Below are 18032 nucleotides of genomic sequence, written 5' to 3' on the forward strand. Positions count from 1 at the left end.
ATTTTTAATCATTTTGATTAGATATTTTTAAAGGTTATTAATTATAAATGCCTTTGAAAAGAAATTTACTACTAGTAATTGCCATTCTAGTCCCTACAAGTGCTCTCTTTGCGCAACAGAATGTGTTTATTAAAGCAAAAGAGAAAGGAAATGGTATTTTAAAGAATCGTTCTAATGAATGCTTTACGATAACTCCTAATCATGTTATAGATGGCTACTCAGGAGCCATAACTGTGTTAAATAAAGAAAGAGTTCTTTCATATGCCAAACTAATTGAATCGTATCCTTTTGATCTTGCAGTGGCGAGAATTGAGAAAGGAGGAACTCAAAAATGCAATGCATGGAATGTTTCAAGGAGTTTTAATGCAATTATTAACGAGGCCTCAGAAGGATTTTTAGAATATATAGATGATATGGGCACTTCAAACTTGATTAAGGTAGCCATAAAATCTAAAGACCTACAAAGCCTTTCTATAGTTCCAAAGAACCATATATCGTTTTCTAAAGGCATGAGCGGATCATCTTTATATACAATATACCAGAATGAAAAAGTTCTTTTAGGTATGCTAATGACTATTGAGAACGACTTGTATACTGGTTTTGTATTAAGGATAGATACTCTTGATAAAATAGTTTCATCATTTTTTAAACCAACAGTTAAGAAGAAAATTGGAATTGTTTTATTCAAGGATAATAAAGAGGATACCAATATTACAAATTCAATTGTCTCACAACTTAATAAAGGAGACCTATATCAAGCCAATGCTTATTTTAAGGATAAGTATTTTATCAAGAAGCACTTTAATGCTATCATTTCTGGAAATGTTGAAAAAAAACATGCTAAAAAAATTAAGGGAAGTGTTGAAGAGCTCTTATTAGGTAGGATAACTATAACCGAAGAGTTAAATGAAAGAAATTTACATAATGTTAGATCTATTTTAGAGGCTCACATTTTCTCATCTGATGGCTTTGCTTTGTTAAAAACGATTACAGTTTTAGGTAGAGGATTAGACTACAATAAAACATTGGCGTTGCATAAATCTTATAAATCTTTAGTAACTAATCTTAAAAAAGAAATACCATGAATTTTAAAAAGTTGTTAGCTTCTTTTATCTGTTTTATTCTATTTTCAAATGCGTTTAGTCAAGACTTTGATGCTAAACTTGAAAAGCTTGCAGAAGGTTTAGCGAATAAAATTAATAACACTCAAAAGAAAAAAGTAGCCGTTTGGGGCTTTGTTACCGAAAGCGGAGAAAGAACCGCCTTGGGCAATTACGTAACAGAAGATTTCTCTATTTACCTCACCAATTTTGGTAAGAACTTCAATGTGATAGACCGTAATCACTTAGATGCTATTTTAAAAGAACATAAGTTAAATTCTGAAGGTTATATTGATGAAGCAACGGCTAAAGAGCTAGGTAAGATAATTGCAGTAGATGCAATTATTACTGGTACTTACACTGTTTTAAATAATGTAGTAAAAGTAAGGGCCAAAGTACTTGATACTGAAACAGCATTACAATTTGCAGCTAATATGAGTACCTTACCCATGAATGAAAATATAGCATCTTATTTAGGTATTAGTGTTGCAGGTGGCAATACCACCAATAAAGGTTTTAATACACCTTTAAATTCAAATGAAACAATAAATAACCCAAAAACCGTAGATCCTAAGTGTAAAGAAGAGAGTTTTGGAGATTTATGTTTCTTTAATGGCACCAAGAACAAAATTGTAATTAGAATACAACATTATACACAATTAGAAAGAGGAGGAGTTAAGCACAAAGACTTAACAATAAATGCGGGTGAAACGAAATGTGTTTATAAGCTTATTAGTAGAGAACTTACATATCATGCCGTGACTTGGGACGTGTTCCAGAAAGATTTAGATGGCCGTTATGGAAAGATAGGTTTTTCATCGGCTGCAAAATTTAGCATGGATCGTGGTGAAATAAAAATTGAAACCTGCAAATCAAAAACCTATACTATTAAGTGAAAAAGTTATTCATCATAGTACCTCTAATTAGTTTTTTTGGTATTACCTGTGCTCAAATAAAACCAAATGAAAAGACGGTAAAGACGCCTGATTGGGAAGTTTGGCAAGATAAAATACCTGTTAGCGGAGGGATTCGGGTAGGGCTAATGTTACAAAATTCAAGTCAAAAGATTCAGCCAAATTCATTTTATGTAGCTATTCCTAAGACTAACCTAAATACTTTATGTGTTGAATTAAGTTCTAAAGATGGTAGATATTCAGCAAAATTAGATTATGATATCTCTAATTCTAAAACGGGATTTAATGAGTTTTTACTACCAACGAAATACAAAAAGCAGTTATCAAAATATTCCACTGATGAAGTGGTTATTTTAGTTTCTTTAGGTAAAAGTTGCGATCATAGTCCGAGTTCATATCTCTTAAGTAGTTGGGAAAATTTGTCAGAAAATAACAATGGAGTAATCTATATTAACTCCCAGATTCCAACAACAATAGAGGTTGGCGCAAAAGAATATGAGTGTGAAGATCTTGAGTCGCCAACAATCGCTTATAACAAGAAATGTAGTATTCCGCTTAAAGCAATTCATAAAAACGCGATGTTATACATTAAACAACGAGTTCGAAGGTTTGGTTCAATAAAGTTTAATTCTTACGAGTTGCCAATCAAACATTTAAGCTTTGAAAATTAAGAAAAGAACCAAATCGATTGTCATTCTAGCCGCAATCTTGTTGGGCACAGCATTCCTCTTTCTTATTGCTATTGCCAAGCTTATTCCTACCACTTTTAACGTTGCTGTAGTTACAGAGCGAATTGAATTTAAAACGGAAGATGAGAATACTCCTAGAATCCCATTAAATGATATAATAGCTTTTAATTATAACGGTGATAGTTTAGGTAGTTATAATGGTTCATTTCAAGTAAGTTCAAAATCTCAGGTTATCGTTGAACGAATTTCTAATGGAGCTTTGCTTATACAGGTAGAAAATAAATTGAATAATAGCGCGGGTATTTTTTATGATGCTGAGCAGGATAAAATTATTGGGAAGGCGGATAAATTTATTGAGTTTTATATTTCAAATCCTTCTCAGAGAGCGGAAAAAGGTGAAAATATAATCATACCAATCTCTGGGGAAGTCATATTAGGTAGGGCAGTAGGGTATGAGTCTAGTGCGTATAATCCAGCTTTAGTTAGAAGTGGTAAGATAACAATGGTCGGGAAGTCGATACTAGGAAATCATTTTTTCCAATCTGGTATTCATGAATTAAATATTGGAGAAGAATTTATAGTGGAAAAATCAAAAAGTAAGGCCTTTGGATTTATTGTTATTAATGAAAATCCGGCAATGCAGGCTACCTATAAAGTGGTTGCTAAAAAAGGCAAAATAATAACCCCTGGTCCAGTAAATCAAAAGTCTGGATATTTCATTGCCACCACTTTAGTAAGTAGACTTTTGAATGATAGTCTTTTCCAGGCCATTTCTTCTGCATTTGCGTTTTTACTATTCATTTCTACATGCCTAACTTTTATTAATGATTTAGAAGAAATTACTACAAAAAGGAAAAAGAGAAAAAGTTGAAATTGGTTGATACTTAAAGATATTAAATACGATTACCAACATTTTTCTTAGTAATTAAATGGTAAAATAGTATTTTTAAGGAAACAACTTAAGATACATGAAGATAAAAGCACTAATCTCTCTAATACTAGTATTAAATGCGTCTTTAACTTTTGCTCAAGAAAGCACGTTCAATCTTAGTGATTTCTACAATTATAATGCTGATTTGGCTCACAAGGTAGATACTATTTTTACTACTTTATCAGATAAAGAACGTATCGCTCAAATGATCGTTACTTCGGCTGGAGAATTGGGTAAGGCTGATGCTACAGTTCTAAAATTAGTCAAAGAAAATAAAATTGGCGGAGTTGTATTTTTAAAAGGGCAGAAGAAAGCTCATAAAAAATTAATAGACTCTTTAAATTCTATTGGAGAACTTCAAGGGCAGCTTCCATTACTATATTCAATAGATGCCGAACCAAGTTTGTTTAATGGTAGACTACAAGGAACTCCAGAGTTAATGAATACTATTGATATCAAAAATAAGAAGCAAGCTGATTCAATTGCCTCCATAATCAATACCCATCTTTCAGAAATTGGCATACAACAAAACTTTGCACCGGTGGTTGATATTAGTCCACAAAATGAAGCTATTAAAAACAGAAGTTTTGGTAATGATAAAGAGAAGGTAATTGAATTGAGTAAGCAGTTTATAAAAACTACACAAGACCAAGGCATTGTTGCTACAGCGAAACACTTTCCCGGTCATGGATTGGTGACAGGCGATACGCATAAAAAGTCTGTTTACATTGATGGTGAATTGCAAGAAGTAGATGTGTATAAACCACTTATTGAGGCTGGTGTTTTGTCAATTATGATTGCACATATTACCGTTCAAAATAATACGAAATATCAAACCAATAATTTACCTGCCAGTTGTTCAAAAACGATTGTAACTGACTTATTAAAGAAAGAGTTAGGATTTAAAGGTATTATTATTACAGATGCCTTGAATATTATGAAGGCCGTTACGATAATTAAAGACGCGCCGCTTCAAGCCTCAAAGGCAGGCTGTGATATTCTCTTAATGCCTATTGATGAAGATAAAACTATTGAATCTATTTATCAAGAAATGCAAAATAACAATGACTATAAGCATCAGGTATATCAATCAGTAAAGAAGATTATTCGATTAAAAATTTGCTTGGGATTACTATAGTTTACTATTCAATAGAGCTATAAACAAAATAACCTCCCTAAATTAAGGAGGTTATGCTTTGTGATCGCGGAAGGATTCGAACCTTCGACCGTCTGCTTAGAAGGCAGATGCTCTATCCAGCTGAGCTACGCGACCCAGATTAAATTTTTATAAAAACCCTTACTTTTCATTATTAAGAAGTCATCAGCTGTGCTGACAAACTCAAATTGATGCATCAATTCAATATACTAATCTTACATACATCGTTACAAAAAGCAAAGCTTCTTGTCGGGGTGGCAGGATTCGAACCTGCGACCTCCGCGTCCCAAACGCGGCGCGATAACCGGGCTACGCTACACCCCGATAGAATTTAAAAGCGGAGAGACTGGGACTCGAACCCAGGCGACAGTTACCCGTCGACAGATTAGCAATCTGCTCCGTTACCACTCCGGCACCTCTCCTAAATTCTAATGAACTTTTATTACCAAGAACAAACATTCTTCATGTTTTATCTAGGCGGGTGCAAATGTAATAAATTTGATGTGTTGGTACAACAGCTTTTATTAAATTTTTATATAAAATTTGAATTTTTATTTCGTTCAATAGCCTACATCTGTTAAAGTCCTAGAATTATAGAAACCAATACTTAAATTTTTAGTACCTTTAGGTACTTCAAAATCAATAGGTTTAATTTAAGTTTTGTCAATTATGTATTACAAATACAACATCTTAAAAACCAATTTAACCAAAACTGCTTTATTAACCTTATGCTTTGTTTTTATTACAACAAGCATGACATTTGCTATTCAAAATGTTACCGAAGAATATAACGAATATAGCGGTGTAGTTGTTGATAAACAATCAAATAAACCCCTTGTGTTTGCATCGCTTTCAATTGAAGATTCGAACATAAGTACAATAACCAATGCTGAGGGCGAGTTTTTATTGAAAGTACCAAAGAGCATTGAAAATGCTAAATTAATCGTTTCTTTTTTGGGATACCAACAAATGAGTCTCGCATTGAGTACTTTGAAAAAACGAAAAAATCGAATTGCGCTCTCTCCATCAACAATTGCACTTTCTGAGATAAATGTTACTTTACCAAAAGATGCGAAAAGTTTAATTAGGAAAACCCTACAAAAAAAGGGAAAGAATAATTTAAATCAGCAGGCATTAATGACCGCTTTTTATAGAGAGACTATAAAGAAGCGGCGTAAAAATGTATCGCTGGCAGAAGCGATAGTTACCTTATACAAAGAACCTTATACTTCTCCTAAAAGAGATAAAATAAAACTATATAAAGCAAGAAAGAATACTGACTATACAAAATTAGATACATTGGCCTTAAAGCTACAGGGAGGCCCGTTTAACGCTTTGTATATCGATTTAATGAAATACCCAGAGTATATATTTAGTAATAATGCTATAGATCTATACAAATTTACCTTTGGCCCCTCAACAACAATAAATGATAAACCTGTTTATGTGGTGAATTTTAAGCAACGAGATGAAATAGGAGAACCTTTATATTACGGTAAGCTATTTATTGATTCTAAAACACTCGCCTTAACTAGTGCCATCTATAGTTTAAATGTTGAAAACAAAGACTTAGCCAGTGAATTATTTGTTAGAAGAAAACCTAAAGATGTAAAGGTATATCCTACGAAAGCTGCTTATAGAGTAGACTATAGAGAAAAAAATGGCAAGTGGTACTATGGTTATAGCAATGTGCAATTAACATTTAAAGTACATAAGAAACGTAAATGGTTTAATTCTGTATACTCTTTATCAAGTGAAATGGCCGTAACCGATTGGAAACTTAATTTAGATAAAGGTTTAAAAAATAAAGAGCGCTTAAAACCATCCATTATTATTGCCGATGAAGCCTCAGGTTTTTCAGATCCAGAATTTTGGGGCGCCTATAATGTTATAGAACCCGAAAAATCTATTGAATCTGCAATAAAGAAGATTCAGCGCCAGTTAAGACGAATTGGAAATAATTCTGGGCACTAAATAATCTTAATTTTCAATACTTATAAAATGAGTTGCTTTCTTGCAGCTCATTTTTTTATTTAAACATTTGGTGAATTTAAAAATGTAAAGTATATTTGTCATTATAATAAATATTTTTTACATAAAGGAAAATTAATTTAACTAATTTAGTATGAGTAAGGAAACATTTTGTGAAGCAGAAAGAAGAAGGTTGGACAAATTGAATAAATTTCAATTACCAAATCAATATAAAAAAATAGGCTGGATTATAGTTATTGCAACATTTTTATTAATGATAGCTAAAAAGTTCTTCGATGAACCAAGTTGGGTAAAGCCGGTATTAAGCAACATCTTTTTATTGGGTTTATTAATAGTGTCGCTTTCGAAGGAAAAGATTGAAGACGAGTTGATTGTTAGTATACGGTCACAATCATATAGATTTGCATTTATTATTAGCGTTCTATATTCTATAGTACAACCAATTGCGAATTATTTAGTTGATTTTGCATTACAGAAAGATAATCCAACCGCTGATTTCAGTTACTTTCAAGTCTTGGTATTTATGCTAGTCGTTCAATTAGCCTTTTTCGAAAACATTAAAAGGTATCGTTAATGAAAAATAGATTAAAAGTTGAACGTGCCATTTTAAATCTTACACAAGATGAATTGGCACAAAAGATTGGGGTATCAAGACAAACAATTAATTCGATTGAAAAGAATCGTTATGTACCATCGACAGTTTTAGCTTTAAAACTATCAGAGGTATTTAATAAGCCTGTAAATGATTTTTTTGAACTTGATGAAAACGATAGATCATGATAAAGTTACTTATCTTATTAATTTCTTGGATCGTCTATATATGTCTTCTATTCTTATTTTAGAAGAATAGGAGTGGTGATCGCAATTAATCTATCAAACTCTGATAATCCTTAGCAATTTCAGCAGCGAGCTTGGCATTATTATAAACAAGTTGAATGTTGGCTTCCAAACTTTTCCCTTTAGTAAGTTCCTTTACTTTTTTAAGCAAGAAAGGCGTACTTTCTTTACCAGAAATAGCTAACTTTTTTTCTTCAAGCAATGCTTGTTCAATAGCATTATTCATAGTCTTAAATTCAAGTTCTTGTGCTTTTGGTATCGGATTGGCAATCACAACGCCACCCTTAAGATTTAAGTCCCATTTTGCTTTTAAAAGTTTAGCGATGCCTAGCGTAGTATCAACCTTATAATTTGTTTTAAATCCACTCGTACTTGAATAAAACGCAGGAAGTTCATCTGTTCTATACCCTAAAACAGGCACCCCATACGTTTCTAAATATTCTAATGTCAATCCTAAGTCTAAAATAGCCTTAATACCGGCACAAACAACCGCTACATTGGTATTTGCCAACTCTTGCAAATCAGCAGATATATCAAAGCTTTGTGAAGCACCTCGATGTACACCTCCAATGCCTCCCGTAGCGAATACCTTAATTCCGGCAAGGCTGGCAGCGATCATTGTTGAGGCTACTGTTGTAGCGCCATCAATTTTATTCGCTAACAGATATGCCAAATCTCTTCTACTAGCTTTTACAATCTGAGTGCCACTTTTTGCTAAATAATTAGTTTCATTCGTTTCTAGTCCGATCTTTATTTTTCCATCTAGCAAGGCAATTGTTGCAGGTATAGCACCATTCGAATGTACGATCTTTTCAACTTGTAAAGCGGTTTCAAAATTCTGCGGATAGGGCATACCATGTGAAATAATAGTAGACTCTAATGCAACTACCGGAAGATTATTTTCTAAAGCATGATGAACCTTAGGATGGATATCTAGATAATTCTCAATCATAAGGTCATGGTATCTAAAACCATTTGTTCAGTGATTTCAGGATGTACAGCATTTTTATGCTGAATTGTAATAGCAGCACAAGCAGCACTAAATTTAACGGTTTCATACAATTCCATTCCTTTTGTTTCCCCATATAAAACACCAGCCATAAATGCGTCACCTGCACCATTGGTATTAACTGGAGTTACCACATTATTTCGTTCCACAAAAACTTCATTTTTATCGCCATAGGCCACACCATCTTTTCCTAATGTTATAAATACTTTTTTAACTCCAATATCTAAGAAATGTTCAACCACCTTTTCATAATCACCTTCATAGTCCATTTTTAAACCACTTAATAATTCAGCTTCCAAGTGATTACACTTTAAAATATAAAGTCTGTCTAAAATTGACTTTGCTCGTAATGCCTTTTTTGCGGAAACAGCTTCTAAAGCAAACTTGGTATCAGGAAGCCTATCGGTTACAATATTTAAAATAGATGCCGGAAAATTCGTTTCTAATACGCAGTATTCATTTTGCTTAATAATGTCTAATCTATCTGTAATAAATGAATCTGCCAATTCATCATAAATATCCATAGCAGATAATCCAAGAGCTAGATCATTATACTTATTCATAATAGCTAAATAAGTAGAAGTAGTTGTATGCTCTTTCGTTAAGCTATTCGCAACTGACATCCCTAAATTGCTACAATATTTTTTGAGCGATTTTGAAAATTCATCATCACCAAAGACACTTAAAAATTCAACATCGCGACCAAGTCTCGAAAGATTTTCAGCAATATTTCTGCCAACACCACCATGAACCGTTTCTAACGTACCAATATTCGAATCTTTAAAGATCAATTTATCCTTTGAACATCCTATTAAATCAATATTTGAAGCACCAACAACTGTAATTTTTGAAGACGTAGCCATCTTTTAAAGTATTAAATGAAATTATCATATTAATTTAAGTAAATTTACGAAACATAGCAATTTCTTATGGATAAATTTAGGTTAATTTTTGGTGACAATAAAGTAGCAATAGGTGTCATTCATCTTCCTGCACTACCAGGAACACCGACGAATAGATTAACTTCAGATCAGATTATTGCTAAGGCACTAGAAGAAGCAAAAATCTATAAGGAAGCCGGCATAGATGCTCTTATTATTGAGAATATGCATGACATTCCATACGTTAAAAATAATGTTGGGCACGAAATAAGTGCACTAATGGCAATTTGCTGCTACTCAATTAAACAGGAAACAGCATTACCCATTGGAATACAAATTTTAGCGGGCGCGAATAATGCTGCGATGTCTGTAGCGCTTGCTGCAAATTTAGATTTTATTCGTGCTGAAGGATATGTCTATGGGCACATAGCCGATGAAGGGTTTATTGATGCGCAAGCCGGTGCACTTTTGCGATTTAGAAAGCAACTTGGTGCTGAACATATTGCTGTATTTACAGATATTAAGAAAAAACATAGTTCACATGCCATTACCAATGATGTTTCAATTTTGGAGACAGCACAGGCAGCAGAGTTCTTCTTAAGTGATGGCTTAATTGTTACCGGAAATCATACTGGTACAGCAGCTTCAGTAGAAGAATTAAAGTCATTAAAAGGGAAATTAGATACTCCCATAATGATCGGGTCTGGCATTACATTAGAAAACTTTAGCACCTATTTACCACTTTGCGATGCTATGATTATTGGTTCGTACTTTAAAGAAAATGGCAAATGGAACAATCAATTAAATTTTGACCGCATTCATCAATTTATGAAAGCTTTTAAATCTTAATTTTAAGTGATATGCGTTAAAATACGTTAAAATTAAAGTGAATAAAAGCATTATTAACTAACTTTAATAGCACCAAAATTATTAAAGATGAAACGGATAGGCTTATTACTAATGGTTCTTGGCTTAATTTATGGATGCGCTTCTACTTCAAAAACTAGCGATACAGCCAATGTTAATACCGCAGCATTAGAATCATTAATTAACAACAAATCATTTGAAATTGAATCTCAATGGGCTCGACCAATTGCCTCAAATGCACTAATGCAATTTGGTAATTCTGGTTTCTTTCCTCCAGGAAGTAATTCTGGAAGTATAAACTTAATTGGAAATACTAATTTTTTAAAACTAAATGATAGCGTAGCTCAGGCATATTTACCTTTTTACGGAGAAAGGAGAATGGGAAGTAATTTAGGAAGTACAAAAATAGGTATCGAATTTGATGAAAGTTATAATAACTACAAGATAAAGAAAGGGAAAAAAGATAGTTATGAAATTCGTTTTGAAGTAAATGACAAGAACAATCCCAGTGAAAGTTATATTGTTCAAATCACCTTATTTCCAAATTTAACCAGTGTTGTGAATATAAATAGCTCACATCGCTCCTTCATTCAATATAGAGGTAAAGCAAGTAGTATTAAATTAGAGAATGAATTATAATAAACGCTTATTCTTTTTAGTATTTGTTTGCTGTTATTCGTATTGTTTTTCACAATATACTTCAAGTGATTGGAAATCCAGAGATCAATGGATGAAAGTGAATACGCTTCTAAATTTGGCCGATCTAAAGTTAGGAGATACTGTTGCTGATGTTGGAAGCCATGAAGGCTATCTAACCATGCATCTTTCAAAAAAAGTAGGAGAGCAGGGTGGTGTATACGCTGTAGATGTTAGAAGTGATCGATTAGAGAAACTTAAAAGGAATGCTAAAAAACGAGAGCGTCAAAATATTACAACCATTGTAGGAGAATATGATGACCCTAAACTACCCAAAACCACTTTAGATGCACTCTTCGTGATAGATACTTATCATGAAATGACCTCATATAAAAAGATGCTTCAACATTTTAATAACTCTTTAAAGTCACAAGGAAGAATAGTTCTATTAGAAAAAATTAAGAAACATATGATAGGAGAGTCTAGAGAAAGGCAAGTAACCGCTCATACTTTATCATTAAGTTATGTAAAAGAAGAACTGCAACAGGCTGGTTTCATTATAAAAAAAGAAATTACGAACTTTGGTTATTGGGAGCGTGATCGAACTAAAACCATGTGGATATTGGTTGCTATAAAACCTTAATTTTACTTACTACCATTTTTTTGAGTATTTTTATTGGTATCAATTTTAGGTAGCTCTAATGTATTTTCGTGTATTATTCTTACTGATATTTTTATTTTATTCCAGCGTAAGCTATAGTCAAGATACCTTAGTTGTGAAAAGAGAAGTTATGGTATCAAAGCAACTCAAGTCTAGAGGGATTACTAATAAGGCAACGCTTAGCGCGATGACTATAGTACCTAGACATCTTTTCGTACCAGATGAAATAAAAGACTATGCTTATGAAGATACAGCCTTGCCTATAGGTAATAAACAAACAATTTCACAGCCATATATTGTTGCTTTTATGACGCAAGAGTTAAAACTAAAAAAAGACCATAAGGTTTTAGAAATAGGCACAGGTTCTGGGTATCAGGCAGCAGTATTGGCGAAAATTGCAGATTCAGTGTATACCATAGAAATTATTGAGGAGCTAGGATTAAAAGCAAAAAAAGTCTTAGGGGAGTTAGGCTACACTAATATAAACGTAAAAATTGGTGATGGTTATCATGGCTGGCCCAAGGCAGCTCCGTTTAATGCTATTATGGTAACTGCTGGTGCGACCAAAATTCCGCAACCTCTAATTGACCAATTAGCAGAAGGTGGACGAATGATAATTCCTGTTGGTTCCAACCCTTACAATCAACAATTAATTTTAATTACTAAGAAAAATGGCGCGATAAAGCAAGAGAAAAGATTAGGTGTTCGCTTTGTTCCATTTACCAGAAAAGATTAAAATCTTCACTAGAAAAACACTTCAAGTTATTTCGCCTAAATAGTTGATATATACTATTTAAGGATGATTTTCGTTTTTAATAGTAATCATTTCAACCAAAAATATTGACCTATGAAGAATGATACAAGAGTTTTATATGTATTCATGTTATTTCTAATAATAAGTTCAACTTCATTTACAAAGCTTAATACGAGTGTTGCTAACATTACCAGTTTTGGTGGTTGGGTAAAATTAGGAAAGCAAGAAGTAAGTGAAGGCGTTGATTATGACACACTAGATATCACCGAAGAAAAGAAGAACATAAAACGCCTTAAATTAAAAGTATTAAAAACATCGGTATATCTATCTAGTGTTAAAGTTATTTATGAAGATGACACTTCAGAAAATCATATTATTTCTCGTCGTTTAGATAAAGGAGACTCCACACGCGCTTTCGATCTTATAGGGCATCATCGTATGATTAAAAAGATCTTGTTCATTTATAGAAATGGTAGGTCAAGTAGAGGAGGAGCCCAACTCGTGGTTATGGCAAAATCATAATTGCAATTTGCATTTTAGTATACCAAATAAGTGATTAGAAGACCATATTTGGTATTTCAACGCTAGATTCCAAATACTCTTTATTAATTTTTATTATTACGGCATTTCTTAGGCTTAAGAAAAAGCAAGGCGTATCTTTACAGTACTTTATGAACCCTTATTGATAGGGTGAGAATATTTCAATTCTATATGGTAAAAAGTGCTAGTAAATGAAACATTCATATAAAATAACAGGCATGACCTGTGATGGATGCAGAGCTAAGGTTGAAAAAACGTTAAAAACAATAGATGGAATAAGTTTTGCAGCGGTAAGACTACCAAATATGGCCCTTGTTGAAATGGATACGCATATAGACATTTCAGCAATGCAAGAAGCCTTAGAGAGCGCAGGAAATTATACAATAGAAGCTGCTAATGAAGATTCTTTAAACGCTTCTCATCTCCATAAAGAAAGCTGTTGCAATAATCATGAAAAGTCTCATGAACATCCAGAGCCAACTTTAGGCTCAGATGCAGTTGGAAAATATCATTGCCCGATGCATTGTGAAGGAGAAAAAGTATATGAAAATCCTGGAGACTGCCCTGTTTGTGGTATGCGTCTAGAGAAGATTCCTGAACTAATTCCTAAAGCGATAGCGTTCACCTGCCCAATGCATTCAGAAATTGTTCAAAATGAACCGGGTGACTGCCCAATATGCGGTATGGATTTAATTCCTATAACTACTGATAATGACGAAGATTTGGCTTATAAAAGTTTACTCAAAAAGTTTAAAACAGCCATTTTTTTCACACTACCAATCTTCATCATTGTAATGTCAGAAATGATTCCTAATAATCCACTGTATACAATCTTAAGTCAGAAAACATGGAATTGGATTCAATTTATTTTATCGATTCCTGTGGTATTCTATGCAACCTGGATGTTTTTTGAAAAAGCGTGGAGATCCATCAAGACATGGAATCTAAACATGTTCACCTTAATAGGAATTGGAGCCGGAATTGCTTGGGTATTTAGTGTTGTTGCAATGGTATTTCCAGAAATATTTCCCGCACAATTTAGAACCCATCATGGTAATGTTTTTGTCTATTTTGAAGCAACCACAGTAATATTGACCTTAGTATTGCTAGGTCAATTATTAGAGGCAAAAGCGCATAATCAAACGAGTGGTGCCATTAAAGAACTACTAAAGTTAGTGCCATCAACGGCTACACTTTTAATAGACAATAAAGAAAAGGTAATTGCAATTGATAAAATCGAGCAAGGCAATCTTCTACGCGTAAAGCCCGGCGAGAAAATTCCCGTTGATGGAATAATTATACAAGGCGAAAGCACGATCGATGAATCTATGATTACGGGAGAACCAATACCAATTGATAAGGGTAAAGGCCATTTAGTAAGTGCAGGAACCATTAATGGTACTAAATCTTTCGTGATGAAGGCAGAGAAAGTAGGAGCAGAAACACTGCTTTCTCAAATTATTAGCATGGTAAATAATGCGAGCCGATCTAAAGCACCAATTCAGAAGTTAGCCGATAAAATTTCTAAGTATTTTGTACCTATTGTCATTATTATTGCAGTACTAACCTTCATTATTTGGGCAATTTTTGGCCCTACACCCTCATATGTATTCGCTTTTGTAAATGCGATCGCGGTGTTAATCATTGCATGTCCTTGTGCACTCGGATTGGCAACTCCTATGTCTGTTATGGTTGGTGTTGGCCGTGGTGCACAGTCAGGAGTCTTAATAAAAAATGCCGAAGCACTAGAGAAAATGCATAAGGTTAACACTTTAATTGTTGACAAAACAGGAACTATTACAGAAGGAAAGCCATCTGTTGAAAAAGTGATCTCTTTCTCTGATGAATATTCAGATTTAGAATTAACCAAAAAAATTACTTCTTTAAATCAGTTTAGCGAACACCCTTTAGCAGAAGCCATTGTAAATTACGGTAAAGAGAAATCAATAACAATGATGCAGGTTCAAAACTTTGAAGCTATACTTGGCAAAGGAGTTATAGGCATGGTTGACCGGCAGCAAGTTCTTGTAGGTAATGATAAGCTCCTGCAACAGTTCTCAATAGTAATCCCTACAGAGTTTAGTACAAAAATCAAAGAAGAGCAACGGCAAGGCAAAACAGTCTCATATATTGCAATAGTCAATAAAGTTGTAGGATATGCAGCTATTTCTGATGCTATTAAAAATACCAGCAAACAAGCTATAAGATCATTACAACAGCTAGGAATAGATGTAATTATGCTTACCGGAGATAATAAAAATACTGCAAAAGCGGTTGCTGAAAAATTGAATTTAAAACATTACAAAGCCGAATGTTTACCCGAAGATAAGCTCGAAGAAATTAAGCAATTACAAGCTAGTGGAAAAAAAGTAGCTATGGCTGGTGATGGTATTAATGACGCCCCGGCTTTAGCACAATCTGACGTTGGTATAGCTATGGGTACAGGAACCGATGTTGCTATAGAAAGCGCAACAATTACATTGGTGAAAGGCGACCTTTATGGTATTGTTAAAGCTAAGAAACTTAGTGAGTCTGTAATGAATAATATCAAACAGAATCTATTTTTTGCTTTTGTATATAATATACTAGGTGTGCCAATTGCTGCTGGACTCTTATATCCATTATTTGGACTCTTATTATCGCCAATGATTGCTGCCTTGGCAATGAGTTTTAGTTCCGTTTCTGTTATTGCAAACGCATTAAGATTAAGAAGAGTTCGTCTTTAAAATAGCTCCATTTAAAGAATTGTAAAATCATATTTTACTCTGACGGAATTATCATTCCGACAGTTTTTATAGATCAAAATGGCTTATTTCGTCATCGATTTATAAAAGTAAAATTATGTCGAGAAAAAAGCGAATTCTTAAAATCTTTAAGTGGTTATTAATTTCTTTCACAGCATTAATCCTAGTGCTGTTTACCTTTGGGTATTGGTTTATGAGTCTTATTCCACCAAAAGAGGAGGCATTAGAAACCACAATGGCAAAAGACCTACCTTATTTATCAGAGAATGTGTATCCTGTTAAAGGTAAGATCTTGGCAGTGGTTACAAGCACTGATACTATGGGTAGTAGTGGAAAAAGCACTGGTTATGAGTTAACAGAACTGTCAAGAGCTTACTATGTATTTAAAGCCAATGGTTTTGATGTTGATATTGCGAGCCCGAAAGGAGGTACACCACCAGTTGTTATTGATGATGATGATATGGGTGTGTATGACTATGCTTTTTTAAATGATCAAGAAGCGCAACGTAAAATTAAAAATACTATTCCTGTAGCCAAAGTAAAAGCCGAAGACTATCAAGCGGTATTTTTTGCAGGCGGTAAAGGCGCTATGTTTGATTTTCCAGAGAACAAAGCAATTCAAAATATTATTAAAAAGTACTATCAATCAGATAAAGTAGTGGGAGCAGTTTGCCATGGCCCTGCGGCATTAGTTAATGTAACTTTAGATAATGGCCGGCCTATTTTAGAAAATAAAACAATAAGTAGCTTTACTAACAAAGAGGAGTTGCTTTTAATACCAAAGGCAAAGTCAATTTTTCCATTTCTTTTACAGGATAAATTAGTAAGTCAAGGCGCACGCTTTAATGAAGGATCTATGTATCTAGAAAAAATAAGTCACGATAAAAATTTAATTACAGGGCAAAATCCATGGTCAACTTGGACATTGGCCGAAACGATGATCAAGCAATTGGGCTATACACCAAAATATAGAGAGATCACAGGAGAAGAGAATGCAATAAAAATACTATCAGTTTATGATCGATATGGTTCAAAAAAAGCAAAGGGAATGATAGAAAAAATGTTAGTAAAAGAAAAGAAACCCGTAAAACTAGTAGTGATTGCTTCACACAGTATTGTTGCTGGAATGAAAGGAGAAATCGGACGCTTTTTTGATATTATAGGTTTGGTGTCTTTTGCGAAAAAATGTGAAGCTACTTAAGAAAAAATATCAGTAGCTTTGAGAAAAATAGTGTATTGAGTTTTTTAGACATACTTCTTATTATTATTAGCAGTGCTGGTCTGTTACATGGAATGCTATTTGCTGCATACTTATGTTTTTTCAAAAAGAAAAGAACACTAGCCAATCTCTTACTAGGGTTGCTGTTGATATTTATGGCGTTTAGAATTGGTAAATCTGTTATGCTCAATTTTGGCAATGATCTGGAGCCATTATTCATAATTGCCGGATTGGCATTTTTATTATTAATTGGTCCGTTCTTAAGATGGTACGTTTTAGCTATGACACGTCCAAATTTTAAGCTTTCTAATCATTATCTAATTGAACTAACACCATTCGTTTTGGTTTTCATTATGAGCCTTTTTATTACCAAAAATTGGTTTGACACCAATAATAAACAGGCCATTATTGTTTTTGGTAGTACGCTAATATTTATTTACCTACATTTTGCCTTCTACATATTCTCAGCTCATCGATTATTGCAAAAGACCAAAAGAAATTTTAAATCTGAATTACAGACAAAATCGCAAAAAATAATATTTAAATGGTTGCAATATTTAATTATTGGTTTTGTAATTATTTGGATATCTTTTTTTCTAAATATTATAGAAGATACTATTCCTTATATTATTGGGCCCATAATTTACTCAATAGTGGTTTATTATTTAAGTTTTGTGGCATTTCAATTAGGAGCCACCGAGATTGATGGCAATGTTTTTAAAGAGAATAATAATGCTTCCGTTTTTGAGAAACTCTCAAAAATAGTGGTTAATGAAAAAGTATACTTAGAATCAGATGTTTCGCTTTCAAGCTTAAGCAAACAAATTGGGCAAACAACACAAAAAACTTCAGAGATCATTAATCAATATGCCAAACAAAATTTCAATGATTTTATTAATTATTATCGAATACAAGCCGCAAAAGAAATGTTATTAGATGAGCATTCTAAAAATTTTACAATTTCATCAATAGCATTTGATACAGGTTTTAGTAGTCTTTCATCTTTTAACAGCGCATTTAAAAAATTTGAAGGCGTAACGCCTTCTATTTATAGAAAAAATAACCAATCTTCATCTTAATTAATAATCTCCTGATATTATGA

At 33.2% G+C, this 18032-nt stretch carries 18 protein-coding genes and 3 tRNA genes; 16 read left to right on the top strand and 5 right to left on the bottom strand.

Annotation, left to right across the window (positions count from 1 at the left end):
• Positions 1-53: 53 nt before the first annotated feature.
• From AC1EUU_RS03235 to AC1EUU_RS03255, 5 genes are all read left to right on the top strand, one after another.
• Positions 54-1085: a hypothetical protein gene (locus tag AC1EUU_RS03235; RefSeq protein ID WP_480199939.1), complete on the top strand. Its 1032-nt coding sequence runs from the start codon at positions 54-56 to the stop codon at positions 1083-1085.
• Positions 1082-1996, top strand: a complete 915-nt coding sequence (locus AC1EUU_RS03240) for a FlgO family outer membrane protein (RefSeq protein WP_480199940.1) — start codon at positions 1082-1084, stop codon at positions 1994-1996. Before AC1EUU_RS03235 ends, AC1EUU_RS03240 begins: the two co-directional genes overlap by 4 nt.
• Positions 1993-2685, top strand: a complete 693-nt coding sequence (locus tag AC1EUU_RS03245; RefSeq protein ID WP_480199941.1) for a hypothetical protein — start codon at positions 1993-1995, stop codon at positions 2683-2685. The genes AC1EUU_RS03240 and AC1EUU_RS03245 overlap by 4 nt, the downstream gene beginning before the upstream one ends.
• Positions 2675-3574: a hypothetical protein gene (locus AC1EUU_RS03250; protein ID WP_480199942.1), complete on the top strand. Its 900-nt coding sequence runs from the start codon at positions 2675-2677 to the stop codon at positions 3572-3574. The genes AC1EUU_RS03245 and AC1EUU_RS03250 overlap by 11 nt, the downstream gene beginning before the upstream one ends.
• A gap of 97 nt (positions 3575-3671) precedes the next feature.
• Positions 3672-4772: a glycoside hydrolase family 3 N-terminal domain-containing protein gene (locus tag AC1EUU_RS03255; RefSeq protein WP_480199943.1), complete on the top strand. Its 1101-nt coding sequence runs from the start codon at positions 3672-3674 to the stop codon at positions 4770-4772.
• 61 nt (positions 4773-4833) lie between these two features.
• Here AC1EUU_RS03255 and AC1EUU_RS03260 read toward each other — a convergent pair.
• The 3 genes from AC1EUU_RS03260 to AC1EUU_RS03270 all read right to left on the bottom strand — a co-directional run bounded on the left by AC1EUU_RS03260 (position 4834) and on the right by AC1EUU_RS03270 (position 5212).
• Positions 4834-4907: transfer RNA gene (locus AC1EUU_RS03260), tRNA-Arg, on the bottom strand.
• A gap of 132 nt (positions 4908-5039) precedes the next feature.
• Positions 5040-5114: transfer RNA gene (locus tag AC1EUU_RS03265), tRNA-Pro, on the bottom strand.
• A gap of 14 nt (positions 5115-5128) precedes the next feature.
• Positions 5129-5212, bottom strand: a tRNA-Ser gene (locus tag AC1EUU_RS03270).
• A gap of 247 nt (positions 5213-5459) precedes the next feature.
• Between AC1EUU_RS03270 and AC1EUU_RS03275 the strand changes: the two genes are divergently transcribed.
• The 3 genes from AC1EUU_RS03275 (at position 5460) to AC1EUU_RS03285 (ending at position 7562) form a co-directional block, all read left to right on the top strand.
• Positions 5460-6764: a carboxypeptidase-like regulatory domain-containing protein gene (locus AC1EUU_RS03275; RefSeq protein ID WP_480199944.1), complete on the top strand. Its 1305-nt coding sequence runs from the start codon at positions 5460-5462 to the stop codon at positions 6762-6764.
• Between the two features lie 151 nt (positions 6765-6915).
• Positions 6916-7356, top strand: a complete 441-nt coding sequence (locus AC1EUU_RS03280) for a hypothetical protein (protein ID WP_480199945.1) — start codon at positions 6916-6918, stop codon at positions 7354-7356.
• Positions 7356-7562, top strand: coding sequence for a helix-turn-helix transcriptional regulator (locus AC1EUU_RS03285; protein WP_480199946.1), 207 nt, complete (start codon positions 7356-7358; stop codon positions 7560-7562). The genes AC1EUU_RS03280 and AC1EUU_RS03285 overlap by 1 nt, the downstream gene beginning before the upstream one ends.
• Positions 7563-7647: 85 nt before the next feature.
• Here the strand turns inward: AC1EUU_RS03285 and AC1EUU_RS03290 are convergent, their stop codons facing one another.
• Positions 7648-8571, bottom strand: coding sequence for a pseudouridine-5'-phosphate glycosidase (locus AC1EUU_RS03290; RefSeq protein WP_480199947.1), 924 nt, complete (start codon positions 8569-8571; stop codon positions 7648-7650).
• On the bottom strand, positions 8568-9491 hold the full coding sequence (locus AC1EUU_RS03295) for a carbohydrate kinase family protein (protein WP_480199948.1): 924 nt from the start codon (positions 9489-9491) through the stop codon (positions 8568-8570). Before AC1EUU_RS03295 ends, AC1EUU_RS03290 begins: the two co-directional genes overlap by 4 nt.
• Before the next feature lie 66 nt (positions 9492-9557).
• On the opposite strand from AC1EUU_RS03295, the gene AC1EUU_RS03300 reads away from it, so the two are divergent.
• From AC1EUU_RS03300 to AC1EUU_RS03335, 8 genes are all read left to right on the top strand, one after another.
• Entirely contained in the window at positions 9558-10358 is an 801-nt protein-coding gene (locus AC1EUU_RS03300; RefSeq protein ID WP_480199949.1) for a BtpA family protein, read from the top strand.
• Positions 10359-10445: 87 nt separating this feature from the next.
• Positions 10446-11015: a DUF4251 domain-containing protein gene (locus AC1EUU_RS03305; protein ID WP_480199950.1), complete on the top strand. Its 570-nt coding sequence runs from the start codon at positions 10446-10448 to the stop codon at positions 11013-11015.
• Complete coding sequence (locus AC1EUU_RS03310; RefSeq protein WP_480199951.1) at positions 11005-11655, top strand: class I SAM-dependent methyltransferase; 651 nt, start codon at positions 11005-11007, stop codon at positions 11653-11655. Before AC1EUU_RS03305 ends, AC1EUU_RS03310 begins: the two co-directional genes overlap by 11 nt.
• Before the next feature lie 148 nt (positions 11656-11803).
• Complete coding sequence (locus tag AC1EUU_RS03315) at positions 11804-12409, top strand: protein-L-isoaspartate(D-aspartate) O-methyltransferase (protein WP_480200759.1); 606 nt, start codon at positions 11804-11806, stop codon at positions 12407-12409.
• 111 nt (positions 12410-12520) lie between these two features.
• On the top strand, positions 12521-12949 hold the full coding sequence (locus AC1EUU_RS03320; protein WP_480199952.1) for a hypothetical protein: 429 nt from the start codon (positions 12521-12523) through the stop codon (positions 12947-12949).
• A 209-nt stretch (positions 12950-13158) separates the two neighbouring features.
• Positions 13159-15693, top strand: coding sequence for a heavy metal translocating P-type ATPase (locus tag AC1EUU_RS03325; RefSeq protein WP_480199953.1), 2535 nt, complete (start codon positions 13159-13161; stop codon positions 15691-15693).
• Positions 15694-15808: 115 nt separating this feature from the next.
• On the top strand, positions 15809-16912 hold the full coding sequence (locus tag AC1EUU_RS03330) for a type 1 glutamine amidotransferase domain-containing protein (protein WP_480199954.1): 1104 nt from the start codon (positions 15809-15811) through the stop codon (positions 16910-16912).
• A gap of 35 nt (positions 16913-16947) precedes the next feature.
• Positions 16948-18009 carry a helix-turn-helix domain-containing protein gene (locus tag AC1EUU_RS03335; protein ID WP_480199955.1) on the top strand — a complete coding sequence of 354 codons (1062 nt, stop codon included), beginning with the start codon at positions 16948-16950 and terminating at the stop codon, positions 18007-18009.
• Positions 18010-18032 lie beyond the last annotated feature (23 nt).

This window comes from Maritimimonas sp. 2205BS37-2 (assembly GCF_056591755.1).